At 64.4% G+C, this 21,781-nt stretch carries 25 protein-coding genes; 19 read left to right on the forward strand and 6 right to left on the reverse strand.

The window, feature by feature from the left end; all coding sequences use genetic code 11:
• Positions 1 to 130: 130 nt before the first annotated feature.
• The 8 genes from mbfA to LOM8899_RS12440 all read left to right on the forward strand — a co-directional run bounded on the left by mbfA (position 131) and on the right by LOM8899_RS12440 (position 6,760).
• Entirely contained in the window at positions 131 to 1,108 is a 978-nt protein-coding gene (gene mbfA / locus LOM8899_RS12405) for an iron exporter MbfA (RefSeq protein WP_093992535.1), read from the forward strand.
• Positions 1,109 to 1,121: 13 nt separating this feature from the next.
• Positions 1,122 to 1,820 carry a nitroreductase family protein gene (locus LOM8899_RS12410; RefSeq protein ID WP_093992536.1) on the forward strand — a complete coding sequence of 233 codons (699 nt, stop codon included), beginning with the start codon at positions 1,122 to 1,124 and terminating at the stop codon, positions 1,818 to 1,820.
• 108 nt (positions 1,821 to 1,928) lie between these two features.
• Positions 1,929 to 2,864 carry an AEC family transporter gene (locus tag LOM8899_RS12415; protein WP_093992680.1) on the forward strand — a complete coding sequence of 312 codons (936 nt, stop codon included), beginning with the start codon at positions 1,929 to 1,931 and terminating at the stop codon, positions 2,862 to 2,864.
• 51 nt (positions 2,865 to 2,915) lie between these two features.
• Positions 2,916 to 3,746, forward strand: a complete 831-nt coding sequence (gene fghA / locus LOM8899_RS12420; RefSeq protein WP_093992537.1) for an S-formylglutathione hydrolase — start codon at positions 2,916 to 2,918, stop codon at positions 3,744 to 3,746.
• Positions 3,743 to 4,192, forward strand: coding sequence for a YaiI/YqxD family protein (locus tag LOM8899_RS12425; RefSeq protein ID WP_093992538.1), 450 nt, complete (start codon positions 3,743 to 3,745; stop codon positions 4,190 to 4,192). Before fghA ends, LOM8899_RS12425 begins: the two co-directional genes overlap by 4 nt.
• Before the next feature lie 110 nt (positions 4,193 to 4,302).
• On the forward strand, positions 4,303 to 4,926 hold the full coding sequence (locus LOM8899_RS12430; RefSeq protein WP_093992539.1) for an HAD family hydrolase: 624 nt from the start codon (positions 4,303 to 4,305) through the stop codon (positions 4,924 to 4,926).
• Positions 4,923 to 5,834: an ornithine cyclodeaminase family protein gene (locus LOM8899_RS12435; protein WP_093992540.1), complete on the forward strand. Its 912-nt coding sequence runs from the start codon at positions 4,923 to 4,925 to the stop codon at positions 5,832 to 5,834. The genes LOM8899_RS12430 and LOM8899_RS12435 overlap by 4 nt, the downstream gene beginning before the upstream one ends.
• Positions 5,831 to 6,760: an alpha/beta fold hydrolase gene (locus LOM8899_RS12440; protein ID WP_093992681.1), complete on the forward strand. Its 930-nt coding sequence runs from the start codon at positions 5,831 to 5,833 to the stop codon at positions 6,758 to 6,760. The genes LOM8899_RS12435 and LOM8899_RS12440 overlap by 4 nt, the downstream gene beginning before the upstream one ends.
• Here LOM8899_RS12440 and LOM8899_RS12445 read toward each other — a convergent pair.
• The 3 genes from LOM8899_RS12445 to LOM8899_RS12455 form a co-directional block, all read right to left on the reverse strand.
• Entirely contained in the window at positions 6,757 to 7,755 is a 999-nt protein-coding gene (locus LOM8899_RS12445) for a diguanylate cyclase (protein WP_168770537.1), read from the reverse strand. The two genes, LOM8899_RS12440 and LOM8899_RS12445, sit on opposite strands and share 4 nt — an antisense overlap.
• Before the next feature lie 203 nt (positions 7,756 to 7,958).
• The gene (locus LOM8899_RS12450) at positions 7,959 to 9,194 is read right to left on the reverse strand and encodes an MFS transporter (RefSeq protein WP_093992542.1); all 1,236 of its coding nucleotides are present in this window, start codon (positions 9,192 to 9,194) and stop codon (positions 7,959 to 7,961) included.
• A gap of 160 nt (positions 9,195 to 9,354) precedes the next feature.
• Complete coding sequence (locus LOM8899_RS12455; protein WP_093992543.1) at positions 9,355 to 10,137, reverse strand: HalD/BesD family halogenase; 783 nt, start codon at positions 10,135 to 10,137, stop codon at positions 9,355 to 9,357.
• Positions 10,138 to 10,259: 122 nt separating this feature from the next.
• On the opposite strand from LOM8899_RS12455, the gene zapE reads away from it, so the two are divergent.
• The 8 genes from zapE to LOM8899_RS12495 all read left to right on the forward strand — a co-directional run bounded on the left by zapE (position 10,260) and on the right by LOM8899_RS12495 (position 16,023).
• Entirely contained in the window at positions 10,260 to 11,327 is a 1,068-nt protein-coding gene (zapE, locus tag LOM8899_RS12460) for a cell division protein ZapE (RefSeq protein ID WP_093992544.1), read from the forward strand.
• A 219-nt stretch (positions 11,328 to 11,546) separates the two neighbouring features.
• Positions 11,547 to 12,050: a P-loop nucleotide/nucleoside kinase family protein gene (locus tag LOM8899_RS12465; protein ID WP_093992545.1), complete on the forward strand. Its 504-nt coding sequence runs from the start codon at positions 11,547 to 11,549 to the stop codon at positions 12,048 to 12,050.
• A gap of 9 nt (positions 12,051 to 12,059) precedes the next feature.
• Positions 12,060 to 12,704: a hypothetical protein gene (locus LOM8899_RS12470; protein ID WP_133065027.1), complete on the forward strand. Its 645-nt coding sequence runs from the start codon at positions 12,060 to 12,062 to the stop codon at positions 12,702 to 12,704.
• A gap of 63 nt (positions 12,705 to 12,767) precedes the next feature.
• Positions 12,768 to 13,373 (forward strand): nucleotidyltransferase family protein, encoded by a 606-nt coding sequence (locus LOM8899_RS12475; protein ID WP_093992682.1) that lies wholly within the window; start codon positions 12,768 to 12,770, stop codon positions 13,371 to 13,373.
• A gap of 18 nt (positions 13,374 to 13,391) precedes the next feature.
• Positions 13,392 to 13,931, forward strand: coding sequence for an NYN domain-containing protein (locus LOM8899_RS12480; RefSeq protein WP_093992547.1), 540 nt, complete (start codon positions 13,392 to 13,394; stop codon positions 13,929 to 13,931).
• The gene (locus tag LOM8899_RS12485; protein WP_245820519.1) at positions 13,928 to 14,395 is read left to right on the forward strand and encodes a GNAT family N-acetyltransferase; all 468 of its coding nucleotides are present in this window, start codon (positions 13,928 to 13,930) and stop codon (positions 14,393 to 14,395) included. The genes LOM8899_RS12480 and LOM8899_RS12485 overlap by 4 nt, the downstream gene beginning before the upstream one ends.
• A gap of 17 nt (positions 14,396 to 14,412) precedes the next feature.
• Positions 14,413 to 15,021, forward strand: a complete 609-nt coding sequence (gene cobO, locus LOM8899_RS12490; RefSeq protein ID WP_093992684.1) for a cob(I)yrinic acid a,c-diamide adenosyltransferase — start codon at positions 14,413 to 14,415, stop codon at positions 15,019 to 15,021.
• A gap of 132 nt (positions 15,022 to 15,153) precedes the next feature.
• Positions 15,154 to 16,023 carry a cobalamin B12-binding domain-containing protein gene (locus tag LOM8899_RS12495; protein WP_168770538.1) on the forward strand — a complete coding sequence of 290 codons (870 nt, stop codon included), beginning with the start codon at positions 15,154 to 15,156 and terminating at the stop codon, positions 16,021 to 16,023.
• Here LOM8899_RS12495 and LOM8899_RS12500 read toward each other — a convergent pair.
• Entirely contained in the window at positions 16,020 to 17,690 is a 1,671-nt protein-coding gene (locus LOM8899_RS12500; RefSeq protein ID WP_093992549.1) for a thiamine pyrophosphate-binding protein, read from the reverse strand. The two genes, LOM8899_RS12495 and LOM8899_RS12500, sit on opposite strands and share 4 nt — an antisense overlap.
• An 8-nt stretch (positions 17,691 to 17,698) precedes the next feature.
• Positions 17,699 to 18,136: a VOC family protein gene (locus LOM8899_RS12505; protein WP_093992550.1), complete on the reverse strand. Its 438-nt coding sequence runs from the start codon at positions 18,134 to 18,136 to the stop codon at positions 17,699 to 17,701.
• 38 nt (positions 18,137 to 18,174) lie between these two features.
• Between LOM8899_RS12505 and LOM8899_RS12510 the strand changes: the two genes are divergently transcribed.
• A complete protein-coding gene (locus LOM8899_RS12510) occupies positions 18,175 to 18,969 on the forward strand; it encodes an HTD2 family dehydratase (protein WP_093992551.1) in 795 nt (264 codons plus the stop codon).
• A gap of 66 nt (positions 18,970 to 19,035) precedes the next feature.
• Here the strand turns inward: LOM8899_RS12510 and LOM8899_RS12515 are convergent, their stop codons facing one another.
• A complete protein-coding gene (locus tag LOM8899_RS12515; RefSeq protein WP_093992552.1) occupies positions 19,036 to 20,061 on the reverse strand; it encodes an NAD(P)/FAD-dependent oxidoreductase in 1,026 nt (341 codons plus the stop codon).
• A gap of 48 nt (positions 20,062 to 20,109) precedes the next feature.
• Between LOM8899_RS12515 and mnmC2 the strand changes: the two genes are divergently transcribed.
• Together mnmC2 and LOM8899_RS12525 are read left to right on the forward strand one after the other, a co-directional pair.
• On the forward strand, positions 20,110 to 20,784 hold the full coding sequence (gene mnmC2, locus LOM8899_RS12520) for a tRNA (5-methylaminomethyl-2-thiouridine)(34)-methyltransferase MnmC2 (RefSeq protein ID WP_093992685.1): 675 nt from the start codon (positions 20,110 to 20,112) through the stop codon (positions 20,782 to 20,784).
• Complete coding sequence (locus tag LOM8899_RS12525; protein WP_211096199.1) at positions 20,784 to 21,665, forward strand: DMT family transporter; 882 nt, start codon at positions 20,784 to 20,786, stop codon at positions 21,663 to 21,665. The genes mnmC2 and LOM8899_RS12525 overlap by 1 nt, the downstream gene beginning before the upstream one ends.
• Positions 21,666 to 21,781: the final 116 nt, after the last annotated feature.

Consider the following 21,781-nt stretch of genomic DNA (forward strand, 5'->3'; position numbering starts at 1 on the left):
CAGCGGCCCTTGTCCGCCGTCAGCACCGCTTGCCTTCGCCGCTGTTCCGGGCGCAGGCGCCGCCGGCGTTTGCGCCCTTGCCTTTGCCGTGTCCTTGACTACTTTAGAATCATTCCAAAGTGAGGCTCCCATGATCCCCGGTTTCTCGTCCCGCCGTCGTTTCTCCGACCTGTCCGAACAGGAGGTTCTGGCGCTCGCGATCTCGTCCGAGGAGGACGATGGCCGCATTTACCGCAGCTATGCCCAGCGCGTCCGCGCCGAATTTCCCGCCTCTGCCGCCGTCTTCGACGGCATGGCCGAGGAGGAGGACGAGCATCGCCAGCGCCTGATCGCCCTGCACCAAAAGCGGTTTGGCGATGTGATCCCCCTGATCCGCCGCGAACACGTTGCCGGATACTATGCCCGCCGCCCGGTCTGGCTTGTCGAGAACCTGAGCATCGAGGCCATCCGCTCCGAAGTCGAGGCGATGGAAGCGCAGGCCGAGAAATTCTATCTGGCCGCCGCCAAGGCCGCCTCCGACGCCGATACGCGCAAGCTCCTTGGCGATCTGGCCGCCGCCGAGGCCGGCCACCAGAAAACCGCCGAGCACCTCGTCGAGACCCATCTCGATCCCGACACCAAGTCCAAGGAGGACGAAGGCGCTCGTCGTCAATTCATCCTGACATGGGTGCAGCCCGGTCTGGCCGGGTTGATGGACGGCTCTGTCTCGACCCTCGCCCCGATCTTTGCCGTGGCCTTTGCCACCCAAGACACTTGGACGACCTTTCTCGTCGGCGCGGCGGCCAGTGTGGGTGCGGGCATTTCCATGGGCTTTACCGAGGCCGCTCACGACGACGGCGTCCTGTCCGGACGCGGCAGCCCGTGGAAGCGCGGTCTGGCCTCCGGCGTCATGACGACGATCGGCGGCATGGGTCACGCGCTGCCCTATCTGATCCCGCATTTCTGGACCGCAACAGCCATCGCGATGATCGTCGTCTTTGTCGAATTGTGGGCCATCGCATGGATCCAAAACAAGTTTATGGACACCCCATTTATCCGCGCGGCCTTGCAAGTGGTTCTTGGCGGTGCTTTGGTCTTTGCCGCCGGTGCGTTGATCGGCAGCGGATAACGGGACCGACGGAATGTATCGCAAGGGTGACGTGACCTATCAGCCATTGCCCTTGCCCGACAGGGTGCAACTGCCCGCGGAGGACGCCGTTGCCGCGGCCGAAGCGTTTCTCGCCTATATGCGCCGCCGCCATTCCGTCCGCGATTATGCTGATACGCCGGTTCCCGAAGCGGTCATTGCCGCCGCCATCGCTGCGGCTGGCACGGCCCCGTCGGGGGCCAATCACCAGCCCTGGCACTTTGCGGCGATCTCCGACCCGGCGATGAAGGCCCGCATCCGCGCCGCCGCCGAGGACGAGGAGAAGGACTTCTACGCGGGCGGCGGCGGCGAGGAATGGCTGGCCGCTCTGGAGCCCATCGGCACCGGCGCCAGCAAGCCCCACCTGACCGACGCCCCCTGGCTGATCGTGGTCTTTGCCCAGCGCTACGGCGTGACGGAGGACGGCGAGCGCTACAAGAATTACTATGTGCCCGAGAGCGTCGGGATCGCGACCGGCATGCTGATCACCGCCCTGCATCACGCCGGCTTGGTCTGTCTGGAGCACACCCCGAACCCGATGAAATTCCTGCCCGAGATGTGTGGCCGGCCCGCCAGCGAGAAGGCCGTGATGATCCTGCCGGTGGGCTATCCCTCCGAGACCGCGACCGTTCCCGAGGTCGCCAAGCGCAAGAAGCCGCTCGATCAGATCATGACGGTGTTTCGGGGTGCGTGAGGGGGGCGCTTCACCGGAGACGTATCTCGGGGCCGTAATCCGCAGCGAGGCCGTATTTGGGGCCAAAAGAAGCGGGCCGTGCGTCCTGTCGTCCTGCCGGGGTGCGCGATGATCGAGGTCTTTTTGCAGACCTTGCCGTTCTTCGGCATCATCGGCCTTGGCTATGGCGCGGGCCGGACGGGGTTCTTCTCGCCCGAAGCCACCGCCTATCTGACGAAATTCGTGTTCTATTTTGCCCTGTCGGCCATGCTGTTTCGCTTTTCGGCAAACCTGTCTCTGGGCGAGCTGTTCGACTGGTCGTTCTTTTGGGCCTATCTGATCGGAACGGGCGCCGTCTATGCGCTGGGCACGATTGTGGCCCTTGCCCGTGGCCGGGGCGTGCAGGAAGCCGCTGTCGAGGCGCAATGCGTGGCGATCGGCAATATCGGGTTTCTGGGGATACCGATGCTGGCCCTGCTGATGGGCGAGGCGGCGATCGGTCATATCATGATGATGCTGGCGGTCGATCTGATCATATTCGGATCGCTCATCGTGATCCTGATCACCGGGGCCCGCGACGGCCGGATGTCATTCGGCATTCTGCGCACCATTGGCGTGGGTTTGCTGAAGAACCCGATGATCGTGTCGATCTGTGTCGGTTTGGCGGTGTCGTCCCTGACCCTGCCGGTGCCGGAGCCGATCTGGCAATTCGTCTCGATCCTCGGCGCGGCCGCGACGCCCGGAGCCCTGTTTGCCATCGGCGCGTCGCTGGCGACGAAATCGGCGGAGCGTATTGCCGTGGCGGCGTGGCTATCCTTTGGCAAGCTGGTTTTGCATCCTGCGGCCGTCGCGGTGATGGCGCTGCTTGTCTTTCCGGTCGAGCCCTATGCGGCGGCTGTGATGATCGCGTCGGCCTCGCTGCCGGTGGCGGGCAACGTCTATATGCTCGCCCAGCACTACGGCGTGGCCCCGCATCGCGTTTCGGCGTCGATCTTTATTTCCACCACGCTCAGCATCCTGACCGTTTCGGCCGTCATCGCATGGGTGACAACCTTCATGCCCTGAGGTAGGCCCGGTCCCGAGCCCTGAACGGGGCAAGCAAACGGAGTTCATGCGATGAAAACAGTTTCGGAACACAGAAGTTTTGGCGGCGTGCAGGGCGTCTATTCCCACACGTCCGAAGCCACAGGCACCGAGATGACCTTTGGCCTGTTCCTGCCGGAGCTGGCCGAGGACGGCCCGGTGCCGTTGCTGTGGTATCTGTCGGGCCTGACCTGCACCCATGAGAACGCGATGGTCAAGGCCGGGGCGCAGGCCTGGGCCGCGTCCGAGGGCATCGCCCTGATCTTTCCCGATACTTCTCCGCGCGGCGAGGGCGTGGCCGACGACGAGGCCTATGATCTGGGCCAGGGCGCTGGTTTCTATGTCGATGCCACCGAGGATCCCTGGGCCGAGCATTACCAGATGTGGGACTATGTGGCCGAGGAATTGCCGGCGCTGATCGAGGGCACCTTTCCGGTGGACCCGCTGCGTCAGGGCATCACCGGCCATTCGATGGGCGGCCACGGCGCGCTGACCCTGGCGATGGGCCTGCCGGGCCGGTTCCGGTCGGTCTCGGCCTTTGCGCCGATCTGCAACCCGAGCCAGTCCGAATGGGGCCGCAAGCAGCTGACCGCCTATCTGGGCGCGGATGAGGCGGCGTGGGCCAAGCATGACGCGACGCTGATGATGAAATCCCGCGGCTTCGACGGGCCGATGCTGATCGACACCGGCACCTCGGACCAGTTTGGCGATCTGCTCAAGACCGAAGCCTTGGCCGAAGCCATCGCCGTCCGCCGCCAGTCGGCCACGTTGCGTCTGCAAAAGGGCTATGACCACAGCTATTTCTTTGTCTCGACCTTCATGGAAGACCATATCGGGTTCCACGCAGAGGCGCTTTACGGGTGATCTATGTGGATGCCGATGCCTGCCCGGTGAAGGCCGAGGCGGAACGGGTGGCGACCCGCCACGGGTTGCGGATGTTCGTCGTCTCGAACGGCGGTATCCGCCCGCAGCCCAACCCGCTGGTCGAGACCGTCATCGTGCCGGATGGCCCCGATGTGGCCGATATGTGGATCGCGGACCGCGCGACAAAGGGCGATGTGGTGATTACCGGCGATATTCCTCTGGCGGCCCGCTGCATCGAGGCGGGTGCCCGGGTGGTCAAGCATAACGGTGAAGTTCTGAACGCCCGCAACATCGGCGGCATCCTGGCGAGCCGCGATCTGATGGCCGATCTGCGCGCCGCCGATCCGTTCCGGCAGGGTGGGGGGCGTCCGTTCTCGAAGGCGGATCGGGCCCGGTTTCTGGATACGCTGGAGCGCGAAGTGCGCGCGGCCGCCACTGATGTCTGATCGGGCGTCTGACCCGGCGTCTGACCGGGCGACTGTTCGGGCGCCGAAAGGCTTTCCTTCGGAATGGCCCTGCCGCTAGACTGCGCGGGTGCAGTAAAGAGGCAGACCCCATGACCAAGCCGCAAGCGGTGATCTTTGACATTGGCAACGTGTTGATCGAGTGGCAGCCCGAGCGGTTCTATGACCGCGCCATCGGCCGCGAGCGCCGTGAGGCGATGTTTGCGGCCATCGATCTGCACGCGATGAACGACAAGGTGGATCGCGGCGCGCATTTCCGCGAGACCGTCTATGCCGAGGCAGAGCTGTGGCCGGACTGGACGCCCGAGATCCGCATGTGGCACGACCGCTGGATCGAGATGGCCGCCCCTGTGATCGACCATTCGGTCCGCCTGCTCCGCGCATTGCGCCGCAAGGGCGTGCCGGTGTTTGCCCTGTCGAATTTCGGCATCCAGACCTTCGAGATCGGTGAGGCGAACTATCCGTTTCTCGAAGAATTCGACCGCCGCTATATCTCGGGCCATATGGGCGTGATCAAGCCGGAGGCCGAGATTTACCGCATGGTCGAGGAGGATTGCGGCCTGCGCCCGGAGACCTTGCTCTTCACTGATGATCGCGCCGACAACATCGCTGCCGCCGAAGTCCGTGGCTGGCAAACCCACCTGTTCGACGGCCCCAAGGGCTGGGCGGCGCGCCTCGTGGCCGACGGCCTGCTGGATGCGGAGGATGCGACATGACCCTGACCGTTATCCCATTTGCCGAGGGCGAGGCCTGCCTCGACTGGATCGATCTGACCCGCGCCATCGCGGCGGGCCATGACCTGCCGGAGCCGAAGATCGCGGACGTCCTGCTCTATCGTGGCACCGACACCTTGCTCAATCGTTCGGCATGGATCGACGGGATGGGCGTTGCGGTCAAGGCCTGCACGATCATGCCCGGCAACCCGGCGCAGGGCCGGCCGATGGTGAATGGCGCGGTCAACCTGTTCTCGGACGAGACAGGCGCCCTAGAGGCCTTGGTCGATTTCCACCTCGTCACCAAGTGGAAGACCGCCGGCGACAGTCTGTTGGCCGCGACCCGGCTGGCCCGCCCCGACAGCAGGAAAATCCTGATCGTCGGCGCCGGGACCGTGGGCCGATCCTTGGTGGAGGCCTACGGCGCAGGCTTTCCGGGGGCGGAGTTCACCATCTGGAACCGCTCTGCCGAGGGCGCGTCCCGCTTTGCCGCCGAAGTGCCGGGCGTGCGTGTCGCCGATGATTTGCAGGCGGCCGTGGCCGAAGCCGACATCATCGCCTGCGCGACCATGTCCTCGGAGCCGGTGCTGCACGGGGCGTGGCTGCGCCCCGGCCAGCATGTCGATCTGATCGGGGCCTATCGCCCCGACATGCGCGAGGCCGACGACGAGGTGATGACCCGTGGCCGGATTTTCGTGGATGCGCTGGGCACCACCGTCGAGCATATCGGCGAGTTGATCGCCCCGATCGCCTCCGGCGCGATCGCCGCCACGGACATTACGGCCGATTTTCGCAATCTTGCCGCATTCACCCGTCAGAATGACGACATCACTGTATTCAAGAATGGTGGCGGCGCGCATCTGGATTTGATGGTCAGCCGCTATATCCTCGATGCTTGGAGGGCGCGATGATCTGGCTGGTTCTGATTGCGATTCTGGCGGCAATCATCGCGTTGCCCTATGTGCTGGAGGCACGGCGCAGTGACCCCGATCCGCGTGAGGCGACCGGACAGTTTGCCGAACTGAGCCAGGGCCGCACCCACTATCAATGGATCGGCCCAGTGCGCGGCCCGGTGGTGGTGGCGATTCACGGCCTGACCACCCCGTTGGACGTCTGGGAAGGCGTGGGCCGGGGCCTTGCCGGGTTTGGCTATCGCGTGCTGGTCTATGACCTCTTCGGGCGCGGCTGGTCGGAATCGGTGCCGGGCCGTCAGGATGCCGAATTCTTTGTTCAGCAGTTGGAAGACCTGCTCGAGGATCAGGGCCTGACCGACGACGTGACCCTCGTCGGCTATTCGCTGGGCGGCGCGATCGCGACCGCCTTTGGCGCTCGTCACCCCGAACGGGTGACGCGGGTGATCCTCCTGGCCCCCGCAGGGCTGGATATGGAGGAAGACCCGGTTCACCGTTTCATGCGGCTTTGGCCCGTGGTGGGCGATTGGCTGCACGGCGTGTACGAGCCTGTGCGGATGCGCGCCGCGATCCTGCTGGGCAAGGATCCGAATGCCGACGTGCCCGATATGGACGTGGTCCAGTTGCGCGAGACCGGCCGCAAGGGGTTTTTCCCCGCGGTTCTGGCCGGCCGGCGCGGGCTCTTGGCGACGCGTCTGGTGGAAGAGCACAAGCGCCTGGGCCGCGAGGACGTGCCGGTGGTGGCGATCTGGGCCGCGGATGACAAGGTGATTCCGATCAGCGGTCTGGGCAGTTTGGCGCAACTGAACCGCAATGCCCGCCAAGAGGTCGTCGAAGGAGCGGGCCACGGCATGATCTACACCCACGCCAAGGCCGTTCTCGAAGTGCTGCGCGACGTTCTGCGCGAAAGCTGGGGGTCGCGCTAGGCCGCCTCCATGTAGACGCGGACGACGTTGCGCCCGTCTTGCTTGGCCTTGTAGAGCGCCTCGTCAGCCCGGGCGAACAGAGCGTCGAATTCATGGTAATCGGGCACCCAATAGACGCCGATGCTGATCGTGACGTCGATCTTCATCTCTCCAATTGCGACCGGAGTTGACGCAACGGCGCTGCGGCACCGTTCCGCCACGGCGAAAGCCTGTTCCTTTGTCAGCCCGGTCTGAAGCACGACGAATTCGTCTCCGCCGTGCCGGGCCAGATGATCCCTTGCCCGCAGGCAGCCGTTGACCCGCTTGGTCACCTCGCGGAGCACGGCATCCCCGGCGATATGCCCGTAGGTGTCGTTGATCTGCTTGAAACGGTCGATGTCAAAGCAGAGCATCGCCATCGCGTCCTTGCTGTTCTTGTTGGCGCAGACACCGGAGAGGATGTTCTGCATCCCGCGCCGGTTTGGCAAATTGGTGAGCGGATCCGTCTGGGCATCGAGTTGCAGCGCGGCGTGCTGTTTCATCATCAGGATTTCCCGCCGCAGCATCCCAGCCAGGATCACGCTGCCGCCAACATAGCAGAACGCCAACGTGGGCCCGAGTTCGATCAGCAGAAACGATCGCGACGGCTCTGGCAGCAGGAAACCGCCACCGAGGGACAAGGTGATCAGGCTTCCCAAGGCGAGATGGGATTTGAGCGGGCAGGACAGGTCAGGCTCCAGCCACTGCCGCCAGGCCATCCCCCCGGCCCCGGCCATCGTCATTGCCACGATCCCGGACAAAGCACCGTCGCCGCCAATCGCCATCCGGACGAGGATGGAAATGCCAAGGGTGGTTGCGCCACCGATCCAGCCAAAGTAGCCGAAGGACACGCCGATAAAGAGATTTCGCAGATCGACGATCACGCCTTCGCCGATGATGATCGGCGTCACCATGGAAATCATTGCCACCATCCCGAACAATGCGCCCATTGTCAGCGACAAAAGGTATTGGTTCACAATCCTTCGACTGAGCACCCCGTAACTCGATGCCAGCAACCCCGCAATAAGGGCTTGAACAAGTTGGAGTACTGCTGAGAGATCCGGCATAATTACCCTCCAAGAAACTGGAGAATAAATACAAAGACTATCCTTAATTGTGAGTTACCCGAACGGGGCGCAAATTCGACAAAATTTTTCTCAAAGACAAGAACAGTTTAAGTCTAGATTGGAACGGCCTGTTTTGTCTCTTTTATCGGCAGGTGGATGACGGCGGAGAAGGCACCCACGGCGATCCCGATCCACCAGACGAGCACGTAATCTCCGGTCACGTCATAGAGCCTGCCGCCCAGCCAGACCCCGAGAAAGCTGCCCAATTGGTGCGAAAAGAAAACGATTCCATAGAGCGTGCCCATATACCGCAGACCGAATAGATGCGCGACGAGCCCGGACGTGAGCGGCACGGTCGCCAGCCAGAGGCTGCCCATGACCGAGGAAAAGATCACCACGCTGAGCGGTGTAATCGGGGTCAGGATGAACCACACCCCGATCACGGTCCGCGCGGTATAGATGAAGGCCAGCAGATTCTTCTTGGCGTAGCGTTTTCCGGCCCAACCGGCCAAGAGAGTGCCCGCGATATTAAATACACCAATTAGAGAAATTGCGACCGCCCCTAGTGCAGAGGTGGTTGTAATCCCCATTCCGGCCAGAAATCCACCCGGTGTAATTGGTCCGCACATCTCGGTGATGAACGCGGGGAAATGCGCGGTGATGAAGCCGAGTTGATAGCCGCAGGAAAAGAATCCCAGAAAAATCAACGTATAGGACGGATCCTTAAAGGCGCGCGTCAGCAGTTGCCCGATGCTTTCCTGCAATTCGAGTTTGCTGGCGGCTTCCGGCGAGCGCATGAATGGCAACGCCAGCAGCGAGCCAAGGATCATCACCGCAAAGATTGCGAAGACCGATTGCCACCCCATTATCGACAACATCCACTCGGCCAGCGGCGGTCCGAAGATCTGCCCGCCCGATCCGGCGGCGGTGGCGACGGCCAGCGCCATCGACCTGTTTTCGGCGCTTGCGGCCCGTCCGACCACGGCGAGGATCACGCCGAACCCGGTCCCCGCGATGCCGAAGCCCACGAAGATCTCGTAGAACTGATGTGCGCCGGGGGTGGTCGCAGTCGTCGAGAGCAAGAGTCCCGCCGCGTAGGTGAGGGCGCCGATCACGATGGCCTTGCGGTCTCCGATCCGCTCGGCCAGTGCGCCGAAGATCGGCTGCCCGATCCCCCAAGCGAGGTTCTGAATGGCGATAGCCATCGAGAATTCCGCGCGCAGCCAGCCGAACTCCTCGGCGATCGGGATTTGAAACACCCCAAAGGCCGAGCGCACCCCGAAGCAGACGATCAGAATAATGCAACTGGCCAGCAAGACCGGCGAGAAGAGGGGGGCAGGGCGTGACATGCTCTGACAGGAGCGCGGTTCGAACCGCTTGTCAATTGGCCGCGGAGGGCCTCAGTTGCAGATCCGGCGCGGAAGGCGTGGTCTGTGACCGCCGCCGTCCCGATATGGTCGGCGCGGCAGACGACGGGCGGGCGTGGGGACGTCGTCGGGTATGACCGCCCTAGGTGCGGCCATAGAACCCGAGCCTTTCCTTGGCCGAAAACTGCACACCGGGCGTCTCGAAATAGGAGAACACCGCGATGATCCGATCCTTGTCGCCTTTGACCGGGGTCACCCGGTGGGCCGTGTTCTTGCCCCGAAAGACGTTGAGCGTACCGGGGGCCAGACTGAGGCTGCGCTTGGCCGGGTCGTGGCCTCGCAACAACTTGGCGACGCCGTCGAAATTAGGGTCCGTTTCGGTCCGCAGATCGCTGCGGTATTCGAAGCTGCCGCCGGCGTCGGGGGCCTGCAACAGCAGGGTCGTGGTGAATTCAGAGCGGTCGAAGTGCCAGTTCAGCCCCTCGCCCGCCCGGTAGGCCATGACGTTGTGCCGCGCCAAGGCGTCGTCCATCTCGTAGAGCGCCGGTTTGTCCATGACGGCGGCCAGAAACGCCCGGAACGGCGCCCAGCGGTAAAGTTGGTCGAGCCCGCCGCCGATCTGATCAGCGCAGAGCGTGTGATTGACGGTCGTCACCTTGTGCAATGCCGGGTGATCCGGGGCGAGACCGTCGACCGTATCGCGGAAATAGATGTTGTGACTGCGGCTGTGGGTGAAGGCTTCGGTGGCGAACCTGGGCCGCAGATCGTGGAGAATATCCTTGCAAGTTTGGGGTTTGAGGAACCCTTCGAGATTGAACATCCCCTCGGCGGCAAGTGCAGCCTTGCAGCGTTCGACGAGCGCGGTCCAACCGGAAGAGCCTTGGGCATCGAGGGGGAAATCGTCGAGGTTGATCAGGGATTCCACGGGCGGCTCCTTTCAAGGTGCTGCGGCCAGCTTAGAGCCGCAGATCCCTCTCTGACCATCGGAAAACCGACCTGCCGCCTCTGGGCCTTTTCCCTGCCCGATTGCCGCGCTAGGGAGGGGCCATGAAAACGCTACACGAAGCCTATCAAGCCCGCGTCGACGCTGGCAAATTGACCGCCGATCCTGTCCAGCTTGCAGTGCTGCCGCCGCTGGAGCGGGTGCGAGCGGAACTGGCGGTGCCGGTCAAGAAGGGCCTGTTCAAGAAGGCCCCGGAGCCGGTGCGCGGCGTCTATCTCTGGGGCGGGGTCGGCCGGGGCAAATCCATGCTGATGGATCTGCTCTACAACGAGGTGTCCGTGCCAAAGCAGCGGCGGCACTTTCATGCCTTCATGCAATGGGTCCATGCCGAGATGGGGGCCGCCCGCAAGCGCGGCGTCAATGACGCGATCGCCCCCGTGGCGGACAAGCTGGCCGGCGAGGTGCGTTTCCTCGCCTTTGACGAGATGCAGATCACCGATATCACCGATGCGATGCTGGTGGGCCGTCTGTTCGAGCGCCTCTTTGCCGCCGGTGTCACAGTGGTGACCACGTCGAACAGACCGCCGGATGATCTCTATAAGAACGGCCTCAACCGACAGCTTTTTATCCCGTTTATCAATATGATAAAGGAGAAGTGTCAAGTCGTCGAGCTGACCAGTGAAACCGATCACAGGCAAGGCAGATTGCAGGGAAGCCAACGCTATTTCACGCCTGTGGATGCCGAGGCGCGGGCGGCGATGGCCGAGATCTGGGAGGAGCTGACGCAAGGCCAATCCCACCCCCAAATCCTGCGGGTTCATGGCCGCGACGTCGAGATCCCGGCGTTTCACAACGGTGTCGCGCGGGCCAGTTTCTATGACCTCTGCGGCCGGCCCCTGGGCCCTGCGGACTACCTTGCGCTGGCGGATGCCGCGCGGGTGGTTCTGATCGACGACATTCCTCAGTTGAGCAGCGAAAACTTCAATCAGGCCAAGAGGTTCGTCACCCTGATCGACGCGCTCTACGAGGCCAAGGTGCGGCTGTTTTGCTCGGCTGCGGCGGCGCCGGATATGCTCTATGTGGAGGGCGAGGGATCGTTTGAGTTCGGCCGCACGGCGAGCCGTCTGAACGAGATGCAGGCCGCCGATTGGGGCAGCGCGCCGGAGGCGTAACGCCCGCTCGGACGTGCCGCGACTCAACGGTTAATCGCCCAGAATCGGCTGCGGTATGCCGTCGGTGTGACGTCGGTATCGCGTCGGTGTAGTTTGTCGGTATGCTGGTGTGACCGGACCGCGCGGTGCCGTCATTGAAGATTGACGGCCCGTTGCCCGGTTACCCGCGTCGACACCTGTGGGATTCGACAGACCACAACGCCAGATCGAGTTGCCGCCATGTCCCATCCTCGTCCCGTTTTGCACATGATGTGCGGCAAGATCGCTTCGGGCAAATCGACCCTCACCGCCAAGCTGGGTGCGGCGGAGGCCACGGTGGTCATTGCCGAGGACGCGTGGCTGAGTGCGCTCTATCCGGGGGAGGTGACCTCTGTTGCGGACTTCGTGCGCTGCACTGGGAGAATCCGGCAGGTCGTTGGCCCGCATGTCGCGTCGCTGTTGAACGCCGGGGTGAGCGTCGTTCTGGATTTTCAGGCCAACACGGTGGAGGCGCGTCAGTGGATGCGGGGCATCCTCGATCAGACCGGTGCGGATCATCAGCTTCACCATCTGGATGTGCCGGAGGCGGTGTGCCTCGAACGGCTCCGCGCCCGCAATGCCGCCAGCGATCATCCGTTTGCGGCGACGGAGGCGCAGTTCCACCAAATCTCGAAGCATTTCGTGCCGCCTCAGCTAGACGAGGGCTTCAATATCGTGTTGCATCGCATAACAGCGGACAAGTGAGGGGCCATCGTGAGGGTTGTCAGTCCAAAGGGCACGCGCGGCAGTCTGAAGTGGATACAGGAGGCGGTTGAACACGCGCCGCATCTGCTACGACCCGAGGCGCTGCCCGCGATCGAGTGGGTCTCTCCCTTGGCGGAGGACGACTATGCCGAGTATCGCGATGCCGCCTTTCTCGACCGCCTTGGTCTGGGGTCGCTCGCCGCGCCGCTCAAGGCGTTCTGGCCGCAGCGCGGGCCGCAGTGGGATGCCTTGGGGGTGACGCCCGGCGGAGTGGTGCTTGTCGAGGCCAAAGCCCATGTCCGCGAGTTCTTTTCGCCGCCTTCGCAGGCGGGGGACAAGTCGCTTGCGCAGGTGCAACGCGCCTTCGATGCGGTCCGGGCCGATCTGGGTCTTGCTGCCTCTGGCGATTGGACCGCGCAGTATTACCAATACGCCAACCGCATCGCGTTTCTATGGTGGCTTCGAGAGCAAGGCATTGACGCACATCTGCTTTTCGTCAGTTTTTTGAATGACGTGGATATGGGCGGCCCGATCCATGCCGAAACGTGGGAGGCGGTGTTTGCGGCGGCTGATTACACCTTGGGCCTGCCCAAGAGCCATCGCCTGCGCCGGTTTATCCACCATGTCACCCCCGACGTTGCCGATCTGGCCTGAGCCGGGTGCCATTTGCCGTGAAGGCGCTTGACCCCCTTGGGCGATCAGGCAAGAAATTCGACCATGACATCGCCGCATCTTCGCTACTCTGGCCTGCCTGCACCCGACCAAGAGGCCGCGTTGATCGCGATTGTGCAGGCCAGCCCCGTATTGATGCGCACCTTCGAGGCCGCCCGCGCCCTTGATCTGCCCGATTGGTGGATCGTGTCGGGGGCGATCTACAATCAGGTCTGGAACCATCTGACCGGCCGCCCGGAGATGACCGGGGTGAAGGATATCGACCTGTTCTATTTCGACCCGGACACCTCTTATGAGGCCGAGGATGCCGCGATCCGCCGTGCCTCGGCCTGCTTTGCCGAGGTGCCGCCTGTCGAGGTGCGCAATCAGGCCCGCGTGCATCTGTGGTATGAGCAGCATTTCGGCCAGACCTATGACCCGCTGACCAAGACCACCGACGGCATCGACAATTTCGTCTGCCAGACCCACGCGGTGGGGATGCGCCTCGGCCCCGACGGCTTTGAGGTCTATGCTCCGTTTGGGCTGGAGGACATCTTTGCCTTTCGCCTGACCCCCAACCCGGTCCGCGATGGGCGCAAGACCCATATGGCCAAAGCCGCCCGCCAGAGCGCCGTCTGGCCGGAGCTGGAGATTGTTGCTTGGCCCGATTGACCCGTGTGAGTGCTTGTTATGCCGTCTTTTGAGATCCTGATACTCGTCCTTGGTCTGATCCTTGTAGGGTCGCTGATTGGCTCGCTTCTTGCGTTCGTTCTACGCCTGAGAGACCTTTTTCGGCATGATGCGCCGTTGCCCTCAAAGCGGGGCGCAAAGCGCGGGCCGCCGATTTTCGTGGACGGATCGAATGTGATGCATTGGGGCGGCGACGGCCCGTCGGAGGTGCCGCTGCGACTGGTTCTGTCGAAGTTGCAGGAGAACGGGTTTTCCCCTGTCGTCTGGTTTGACGCCAATGTCGGATACAAGCTGCAGAACCGCCACATGGGCCCGCGCGAACTGGCGCGTATGCTGCCGGTGCGGGCCGAGATGATCCATCTGGCGCCGAGCGGTCAGCCTGCCGATCCGCTGGTCATCGAGGCCGCTTTGGCCGAGAAGGCCCGCCTTGTTTCCAACGACCGCTTCATGGATTGGCGCGCCCAGTATCCCGGCCTGCGTGCCAAGGGGGTGCTGGTCAAGGGATCGGTCAAGGGCACCAAGGTGGAGTTGACCCTGTGACCGCGCTTCGTCGCCTGTGCCCCGATGATCCGGCGTTGGCCGAGGTTCTTGCCCTGATCCGCGCCGAATATGCCTTTATGGACGGGGTGGTTGACCCGCCCTCCACGATGCATGACCTGACCTTGGAGGGTCTGGCCGAGACGGCGGGCAAGGCCGAGATTTGGGTGGCGGGCGTGCCGGTGATGGCTTGCGCGATACTGACCCCAAAGCCGCCGGTTTTGTATCTGGGCAAACTGGCTGTCGCCGCGTCCGAGCGCAGACGCGGATGGGCGCGCCGGTTGGTCGATCTGGCCTGCGACCGGGCCGGGGCGCTTGGGTTTGAGGCGGTGGAGTTGGGCACACGAGTCGAGCTGACCGCCAATCAGGCCGCCTTTGAGGCGATGGGATTCACCGAGGTGGCCCGCGAGGCGCATCCCGGCTTTGATCGTCCGACCGCGATCGTTTATCAGAGGCGTATCGCCTAACCCAAAGGATGCCCGAGATGACCGACGACACAGAGCGCCACGCCGTCAAGATGGCCAAGAAGAAGGCCGCCCGCGACAAGATCATGGCGACCAAGACCGACAAGCGCGGTCTGATCATCGTCCATACCGGCAAGGGCAAGGGCAAATCCTCGGCCGCCTTCGGCATGATTTTCCGCTGCATCGCCCACGACATGAAATGCGCCGTGGTCCAGTTCATCAAGGGCGGCATGAGCACCGGCGAGCGCGATCTGATCTTGAGCAAATTCAGCGACATCTGCGAGTTTCACACCATGGGCGAGGGCTTTACTTGGGAGACGCAGGACAAGACCCGCGACACCGAGATGGCCCAAGCCGCATGGGCCAAGGCCAAGGAATTGATCCGCGACCCGTCCAACACGATGGTGCTTCTCGACGAGATCAACATCGCGATCCGCTATGATTACGTGAGCATCGACGAGGTCGTCTCTTTCCTCGCGGAGGAAAAGCCGGAGATGACCCATGTCGTCCTGACCGGCCGCAACGCCCATGACGATCTGATCGAACTGGCGGATCTCGTGACCGAGATGGAATTGGTGAAACACCCGTTCCGCTCTGGTATCAAGGCGCAGATCGGAGTCGAGTTCTGACGCGCCGATGCCGGGGCCGCGACAAGGATAAAGTGACGGACCGGCGTCTTTGACACTGGACGGATGTAACGAGCGACCTAGGTAGCAGACCAGCCAAAATTTGCCAGTCGACCAATGGGAGGGGAGCCTGTTGTGACGGATCGTGCGAAGCCCAGTGGAGGCACGCTTGACGGTGCCTCTGACGGAGATCCAAAGGAAATTCTGCCGTATCAGGCAGTCAGGTCGCTTGCCGACGAAGTGGTCGTCCGCCTCGCGGCCCGGTTTCGCCCCGAACAAAGCACCGTCAAGTCCCGCAGCGAGCTGGATGTGCAGAGGTTCACCAGCACCCTTCTGGACGGCACCTTGGAAGAGTGCATCGACATTCTGACACTGGAGCTGAAGAGCGGCGTGCCGATCGAAGCGATCTATCTGCACACTCTGGCCGGCTCGGCCCGGCTGATGGGCCAGATGTGGGAGGACGACACCCTGTCCTTTCTGGACATGACCGTCGCCACCGGGCGGATTTATTCCGCGATGCGCGCCCTGCGCCTGCAATCGCCCGCCCTTCGCCGCGAACCGCTTCCCGATCAGCATGCGCTCTTGATCGCCGTCCCCGGAGAGACCCACACGTTGGGCGTCACGATGGCCGCCGATATCCTGCGCAGCAAGAGCTGGCAGATCACCCTGCGCACAGGGCTGGAGCATGACGACCTGATCGACAGCCTCGCCGACGAGCAACATGCGATCATCGGCGTTTCGGCCGCTCAGGCCAGATCGCTGGGTGCCTTGACCCGATTGATCGTGGCGCTGCGCATCACACAGCCCTTTGCCAAGATTTTCGTGGCCGGCAAGGTCGTGGCGGAGGTGGATTTCCTGCAAGACCTGCTTGCCGTCGACGGGGTGCTTCCCCCCGAGCAGGAGCCGCTGGAGCTTCTCGACGAATTGCGTGCGATCATCCGGCTGGAGACGATGCAGGCCGAGGATGCCGCCCGCCGAGGCGAGGGCGAGGGTGAGGGCGTCTAGCCCTGCGCCGCCTCGCCTGCCGCCCGCGCCGCCGAAAGGGTCATTCCGGTCGCGAGCGCCTCGCCGTCGACCTTGAGTTCGATCACCGCCAGCGTGCCGGACGCCTGCGCCCGCCCGAAGGCCGCCGCGAAATCCGCCGTCGCCTCGACCACCTCGCCATGCCCGCCGTAGGCGCGCGCAAGCGCGGCAAAGTCGGGGTTGGCCAGCGCCGTCCCCGACACCCGTCCGGGGTAGTGTTTCTCCTGATGCATCCGGATGGTGCCGTAGCGCCCGTTGTTCACCACCACCACGATCGGTGTGGCCCCGTGCTGCACCGCCGTCGACATCTCGTTCAGCGTCATCTGAAAGCAGCCGTCGCCGGCGAGGCAGACCACTGTTTTGCCCGGATATTCCAGCGAGGCCGAGACCGCCGCCGGGAATCCGTATCCCATCGACCCGGAGGTCGGCGCCAGTTGCGTGCCGTGCTGCTTGTAGCAGAAATACCGGTGCAGCCATGCGGCGTAGTTTCCCGCTCCGTTGGTCAGGATCGCGTCGTCGGGCAGGTTTTCCGAGAGCCAGTGGATGATCTGTTCCTGCTTGACCGCGCCGGGACTTTCCTGCGGGGTCGCCCAGGCCTCGTAATCGGCCCGCGCCTCGGCGGCCTGCCCGGTGAACTCCTGCCACGGGTCGTCGTTTCGGATGCTCTCCCACAGGCCCCGGATCGCCTGCGGCCCGGTGGCCACGATCCCGGTATCGGCCCCAAAGACCCGTCCGATCTCGCCCACATCGGCATGGCAATGCAGGATCGTCTTGGTGTGCCGCACCGGATCGACGAGGGTGTAGCCCTGCGTTTCGATATCTCCGAACCTCGTGCCGATCAGCAACAGACAATCCGCCGCGCGGACCCGTGCCGCCAGACGCGGGTTGATCCCGACGTTCAGATCGCCTGCATAGTGCGAATGCCGGTTGTCGATGTAGTCCTGCCGCCGGAAGGCCGTGGCCACCGGAATCCCCGTTGTCTCGGAAAACCGGGCGAGTGTGCTGGCGCTGTCGGCGTCCCAGTGCGGCCCGCCCACGACGATCAGGGGATCGCTGGCGCTGTGCAGCCGGTCGATGATCGCCGCAAAGCCCAGCCTGTCGGGCTGCTGGATTGGCAGGATGCCGCCCGCGAAATCCGGCACGTCGGCCTGATCGCTGAGCATGTTCTCGGGCAGGGCGAGCACCACCGGCCCCGGCCTGCCGCCGAGCGCGACCCGCCACGCCCGGGCGATGTATTCGGGCAGCCTGTCGGTGTGATCGACCTGCGCCACCCACTTGGCCAGCCCGCCGAACATTGCCCGGTAGTCGACTTCCTGAAAGGTTTCGCGGTCGGTCTGCCGGTTGTCGATCTGCCCCACGAAGAGCACCATCGGCGTGCTGTCCTGCATTGCCACATGGATCCCCGCGGCGGCGTTGCAGGCCCCGGGCCCGCGGGTGACGAAGCAGACGCCGGGCTGTCCGGTCATCTTGCCATAGGCTTCGGCCATCATCGCAGCCCCGCCTTCCTGACGGCAGACCACATTGGCGATCCCGCTGTCGTAGAGCCCGTCGAGCGCCGCCAGAAAGCTCTCCCCCGGCACCGAGAACACTCGTCGCACCCCCAAGAGAGCCAGTTGATCCGCGAGGATTTTGCCGCCGTGCCGTGCCATGTGATGCCTCATTTGTAGGTCGCTGCACCTTGATCCAGAGCCGGATCGAGGGCAAGCGGCTGACTGATCTCGATCAGGTTGCCGTCGAGGTCGCGCAGATAAAGCGACAGGATCGGCCCCGTCGCCCCGGTGCGTCGGATCGGACCGTCCTCCACTGCCACGCCCTGCGCGGCCAGATGCGCCTGCCAGTCGGTCAGCGCGGTGTCGGTCAGAAAGCACAGATCGGCTGAGCCGGCCGTGGGCCGGGTGGCGTGGGGCCGGAATTCGGCCCCGGCCTGATGCAGGTTGATCTTCTGCGCGCCAAAGCTCAGCGCCTCCCGCGTGGTGCCGTCGGTGCCGGTAAAGCTCTGTCGGCTCATCCCCAGCACCCGGGTATAAAATTCCGCGGTGCCGGCAAGGTCGGCCACGGTCAGCACGAGATGGTCGAGCGATCTGATCTGGGGCATTGGCGGAGGCTCCGGCTTGCGGCTAGGATGGACCAGATATGACAGAGCACAGACCGACCAGCCAGACCCTCTCCGACACGCTCGATCCGGCGCGGGCGACGGCCCTCATGGCGACGCTGGGGCAGGGCGGCACATTGGGCCACGGGGATCCGCTGCCGCCCTTCTTCCACCAGATCTATTTCTGGGAGCCGCATCCGCCCACCGACCTGGGCCGGGACGGACACCCAAAGACGGGCGGTTTCCTGCCCGATCTGGGGCTTCCCAGACGAATGTGGGCGGCCGGTCGGCTGCAATGGCACAGACCGCTCCTCGCAGGCATCCGCGCCCAAAAGGAGAGCCGGATCGAAGCCGTCACCCGCAAGGACGGCCGCGCCGGGCCGCTGGCCTTCGTCCGGGTCCGGCACGACATCCGGCAACGGTCGGCGCTGGCGCTGACCGAATGGCAGGAGCTAGTCTACCTCGGCGATGACGCCGCCCGGCCCAGCCCACCACAGGCACGCACCGACGAGGACAGCCGCCAGTCCGTGCGCTTCGACAGCACCGCCCTGTTTCGCTACTCCGCGCTCACCTTCAACGGACACCGGATCCACTACGACGAAGCCTATGCCCGCGACGTCGAAGGCTATGACGGCCTCGTCGTCCACGGCCCGCTGCTCGCCCAAAACCTGATGCTGCTGGCTGCAGCGAAACTGGGCGGGCTCACCGAATTCAGCTACCGGGCCACGGCACCGCTGATGCACCACCAAGAGGCGGAGCTGTGCTGGAAATCCCCCGGCAGCCTCTGGGTGCGGGGCCCCGACGGCCGGCAATGTATGCAAGCCGAGGCCGGCTAAGGCACTGGCCCCTGACTTCTTTGGGTCTCAAATATCCAAATCCGACGCCGCACACAGGCTCAGGCTTCAGGCGCGGAAATCCTCCGGTATCCGGTCGCGGCCCTCCAGCACCAGATCGGCCATCACTTCGGCGATCAGCGGCGCCATGCCAAAGCCGATCTTGAACCCGCCATTGGCGATGAACGCCCCCGGGCGGCCGGGATGCAGCCCCATGATCGGGGCGCGGGTGGCGCTTCGCGGGCGCAGACCGGCCCAGCGTTCGATCACCGCCGCCTCGGCCAAGGCGGGCAGCACCGCGCAGGCCTTCCCGATCAGCGCCTCCAGCAGCGCATCGGTGGCGCTTGCGTCTGTCCAGTCGCGCTCCGAGGTCGAGCCGACGGCCACGGTCCCGTCGGCATGGGGGATGATGTGCATACCGTCCACGAACAGTTGCGGCCGATCCGGCGCCGAGAGCGCGAACAGGGCCGCCTGACCCTTTTGCGCCGCGCCGTCGACGCCCAGATAGGTCAGGTCGTGATGCCCGGTGGCCCAGACGACCTTGCCCTCCTCGGCCCCTTCGGCGGCGATCTCACCACCGCGGGCGGCAATCGCGCGGGCCAGCGCTGCAAGCGCTTGCCGCGGATGGATCCGGGCCGAGAGCGTATCATGGATCAGCCAGCCCGAGGCGCTGGGCGGGGCCCAGGCCGACAGTCCGTCGGCGGCGACCACCTGCCAGACAGCCTTGCCCTGCCACAGGTCCGCCGCCTGCCGACCCCGGTCGTGTGCCAGCGCGAGGGCCTTGTCGTGGGCGATGGGCTGCAACCGGCCGGTCCGGCCATAGCCGGGATCGGCACCGCCGACAGAGGCGACGTCGGCCCACCAGTCCGGGGCCATCAACAGGCTCTCCAGTTGAAAGGCCTTCTTCGGGTTCCAGTTCTCGGGGGTATGCGGGCTAAGCGCCCCGACGATGCCGCCGCTGGCCCCGGCACCGATCCCGTGCGGATCGACGACCCGGACCCGCGCCCCGCGCCGGGCGCAGGCCCAGGCGATGGACAGGCCGAAAATCCCCGCCCCCCGGATCGTCACGTCGATGCTCTGTCTGCCCGTTGTCATTCCCGGCCCTTCCGCTCATTGTTGCGGCGCAACTTAGAGGCAGGACCGATGCAGGACCAGCACGCAGACCTCGAATGGCGGGCCGACGTCCCGATCTCGCGCCAATTCGACGACCCGTATTTCTCGCTCGACGACGGGCTGGCAGAAACCGCCCATGTGTTTCTGTCGGGCAATGACCTGCCCGCCCGGTTCGACGGGCCGATCGAGATCGGCGAACTGGGCTTCGGGACCGGCCTGAATTTCCTCGTCACATGGGCCGCGTGGGAGGCCGCAGGAGCTAGACATCCGCTGACCTTCCACAGCTTTGAGGCGTTTCCCATGAGCCTGCCCGATATGGCCAAAGCCCTCGATGCCTTTCCGGGGCTGGCAGAGAAGGCCGCGACCTTGATAGGCGGCTTGGCCGAAAACCCCGCGCAGGTCGCCCTTACAGGTGGCCCGACGCTCAGACTGGACCTTGGCGATGCCCGCCGGACCCTGCCCGCCAGCACACTCAGGGCCGACGCGTGGTATCTGGACGGCTTTTCCCCCGCCAAGAACCCCGAGCTGTGGGAGCCTGCCCTGATGGCCGAGGTCGCGCGCCATACGGTTCCCGGCGGCACCGCGGCGACCTATTCGGCGGCGGGCCATGTCCGCCGCGCCTTGCAAGACGCGGGCTTTACCGTCACCCGCGTTCCGGGCTATGGCCGCAAGCGTCATATGACCCAAGCGAGGATGCCTGCCTGATGCGCAACGATACGAGGCTCGGCATCCTGCTGATGACCGTCACGGCATTGATCTTTGCCGCGCAGGACGGCCTCTCCCGTCACCTCGCGGGCGAATACAACGTGCTGATGGTCGTCATGATCCGCTATTGGTTCTTTGCCGCCTTCGTCATCGCGATCGCGGCCCGGATGTCGGGCTCTCTCAAGGCTGCCGCCAGCACTGCTCAGCCGGTCCTTCAGGCGTTTCGCGGGCTGCTTCTGGCCGCCGAGATCTGTGTGATGGTTCTGGCCTTCACCCTGCTCGGTCTGGTCGAGAGCCACGCGATCTTCGCGGCCTATCCGCTGCTCGTGGCGGTCCTTTCCGGCCCGGTTCTGGGCGAAAAGGTCGGCTGGCGCCGCTGGACCGCCATCGCGGTCGGCTTTGTCGGGGTGCTGGTCATCCTGCAGCCGGGCGTCGCGGTCTTTGCCCCCGCCGCCGCGGTGCCGCTGTTGTCCGCCCTGATGTTTGCCCTTTACGGCCTGCTCAACCGCTATGTCGCCCGCAAGGATTCCGCCGCCACGTCGTTCTTCTGGACCGGCACCGTCGGCTGCGTGTTTATGACCATCGTCGGCATCTGGTTCTGGGAGCCGATGACCGCTCCCGACTGGGCCCTGATGGCCACCCTCTGCGTCACCGGCGTGGCGGGCCATTTCACCCTGATCAAGACCTATGAGGTCGCCGAAGCCAGCACCGTCCAGCCCTTTGCCTACCTCCAGCTGGTATTCGCCACCGCGATCGGCATTCTGGTCTTTGGCGAAGCTCTGGAGACCCACGTTCTGGTCGGTGCCCTGATCGTCGTGGCGGCGGGCATCTTCACGCTGCTGCGCTCGCGAAAGGCCGCTGTGATTGCGTCTGATCCTTGATTGCGGGTCGGCGGTCAGAACGGGATTCTGACGCCGACCCTTGATGCCTGCGTTGGGCAACTGAAACGCGCCAGCCACCACCACCTCTACGCGCCGGATGGTCGCGACTTGCGCCG

Source organism: Flavimaricola marinus, assembly GCF_900184895.1.
Lineage (GTDB): Bacteria > Pseudomonadota > Alphaproteobacteria > Rhodobacterales > Rhodobacteraceae > Flavimaricola > Flavimaricola marinus.

Bases quoted from the DNA above. Each gene is read 5' to 3' on its own strand.
- mbfA (WP_093992535.1), top strand. From the start codon at position 131: ATGATCCCCGGTTTCTCGTCCCGCCGTCGTTTCTCCGACCTGTCCGAA.
- LOM8899_RS12410 (WP_093992536.1), top strand. From the start codon at position 1,122: ATGTATCGCAAGGGTGACGTGACCTATCAGCCATTGCCCTTGCCCGAC.
- LOM8899_RS12415 (WP_093992680.1), top strand. From the start codon at position 1,929: ATGATCGAGGTCTTTTTGCAGACCTTGCCGTTCTTCGGCATCATCGGC.
- fghA (WP_093992537.1), top strand. From the start codon at position 2,916: ATGAAAACAGTTTCGGAACACAGAAGTTTTGGCGGCGTGCAGGGCGTC.
- LOM8899_RS12430 (WP_093992539.1), top strand. From the start codon at position 4,303: ATGACCAAGCCGCAAGCGGTGATCTTTGACATTGGCAACGTGTTGATC.
- LOM8899_RS12435 (WP_093992540.1), top strand. From the start codon at position 4,923: ATGACCCTGACCGTTATCCCATTTGCCGAGGGCGAGGCCTGCCTCGAC.
- LOM8899_RS12440 (WP_093992681.1), top strand. From the start codon at position 5,831: ATGATCTGGCTGGTTCTGATTGCGATTCTGGCGGCAATCATCGCGTTG.
- LOM8899_RS12450 (WP_093992542.1), bottom strand. From the start codon at position 9,194: ATGTCACGCCCTGCCCCCCTCTTCTCGCCGGTCTTGCTGGCCAGTTGC.
- zapE (WP_093992544.1), top strand. From the start codon at position 10,260: ATGAAAACGCTACACGAAGCCTATCAAGCCCGCGTCGACGCTGGCAAA.
- LOM8899_RS12465 (WP_093992545.1), top strand. From the start codon at position 11,547: ATGTCCCATCCTCGTCCCGTTTTGCACATGATGTGCGGCAAGATCGCT.
- LOM8899_RS12475 (WP_093992682.1), top strand. From the start codon at position 12,768: ATGACATCGCCGCATCTTCGCTACTCTGGCCTGCCTGCACCCGACCAA.
- LOM8899_RS12480 (WP_093992547.1), top strand. From the start codon at position 13,392: ATGCCGTCTTTTGAGATCCTGATACTCGTCCTTGGTCTGATCCTTGTA.
- cobO (WP_093992684.1), top strand. From the start codon at position 14,413: ATGACCGACGACACAGAGCGCCACGCCGTCAAGATGGCCAAGAAGAAG.
- LOM8899_RS12500 (WP_093992549.1), bottom strand. From the start codon at position 17,690: ATGGCACGGCACGGCGGCAAAATCCTCGCGGATCAACTGGCTCTCTTG.
- LOM8899_RS12505 (WP_093992550.1), bottom strand. From the start codon at position 18,136: ATGCCCCAGATCAGATCGCTCGACCATCTCGTGCTGACCGTGGCCGAC.
- LOM8899_RS12510 (WP_093992551.1), top strand. From the start codon at position 18,175: ATGACAGAGCACAGACCGACCAGCCAGACCCTCTCCGACACGCTCGAT.
- LOM8899_RS12515 (WP_093992552.1), bottom strand. From the start codon at position 20,061: ATGACAACGGGCAGACAGAGCATCGACGTGACGATCCGGGGGGCGGGG.
- mnmC2 (WP_093992685.1), top strand. From the start codon at position 20,110: ATGCAGGACCAGCACGCAGACCTCGAATGGCGGGCCGACGTCCCGATC.
- LOM8899_RS12525 (WP_211096199.1), top strand. From the start codon at position 20,784: ATGCGCAACGATACGAGGCTCGGCATCCTGCTGATGACCGTCACGGCA.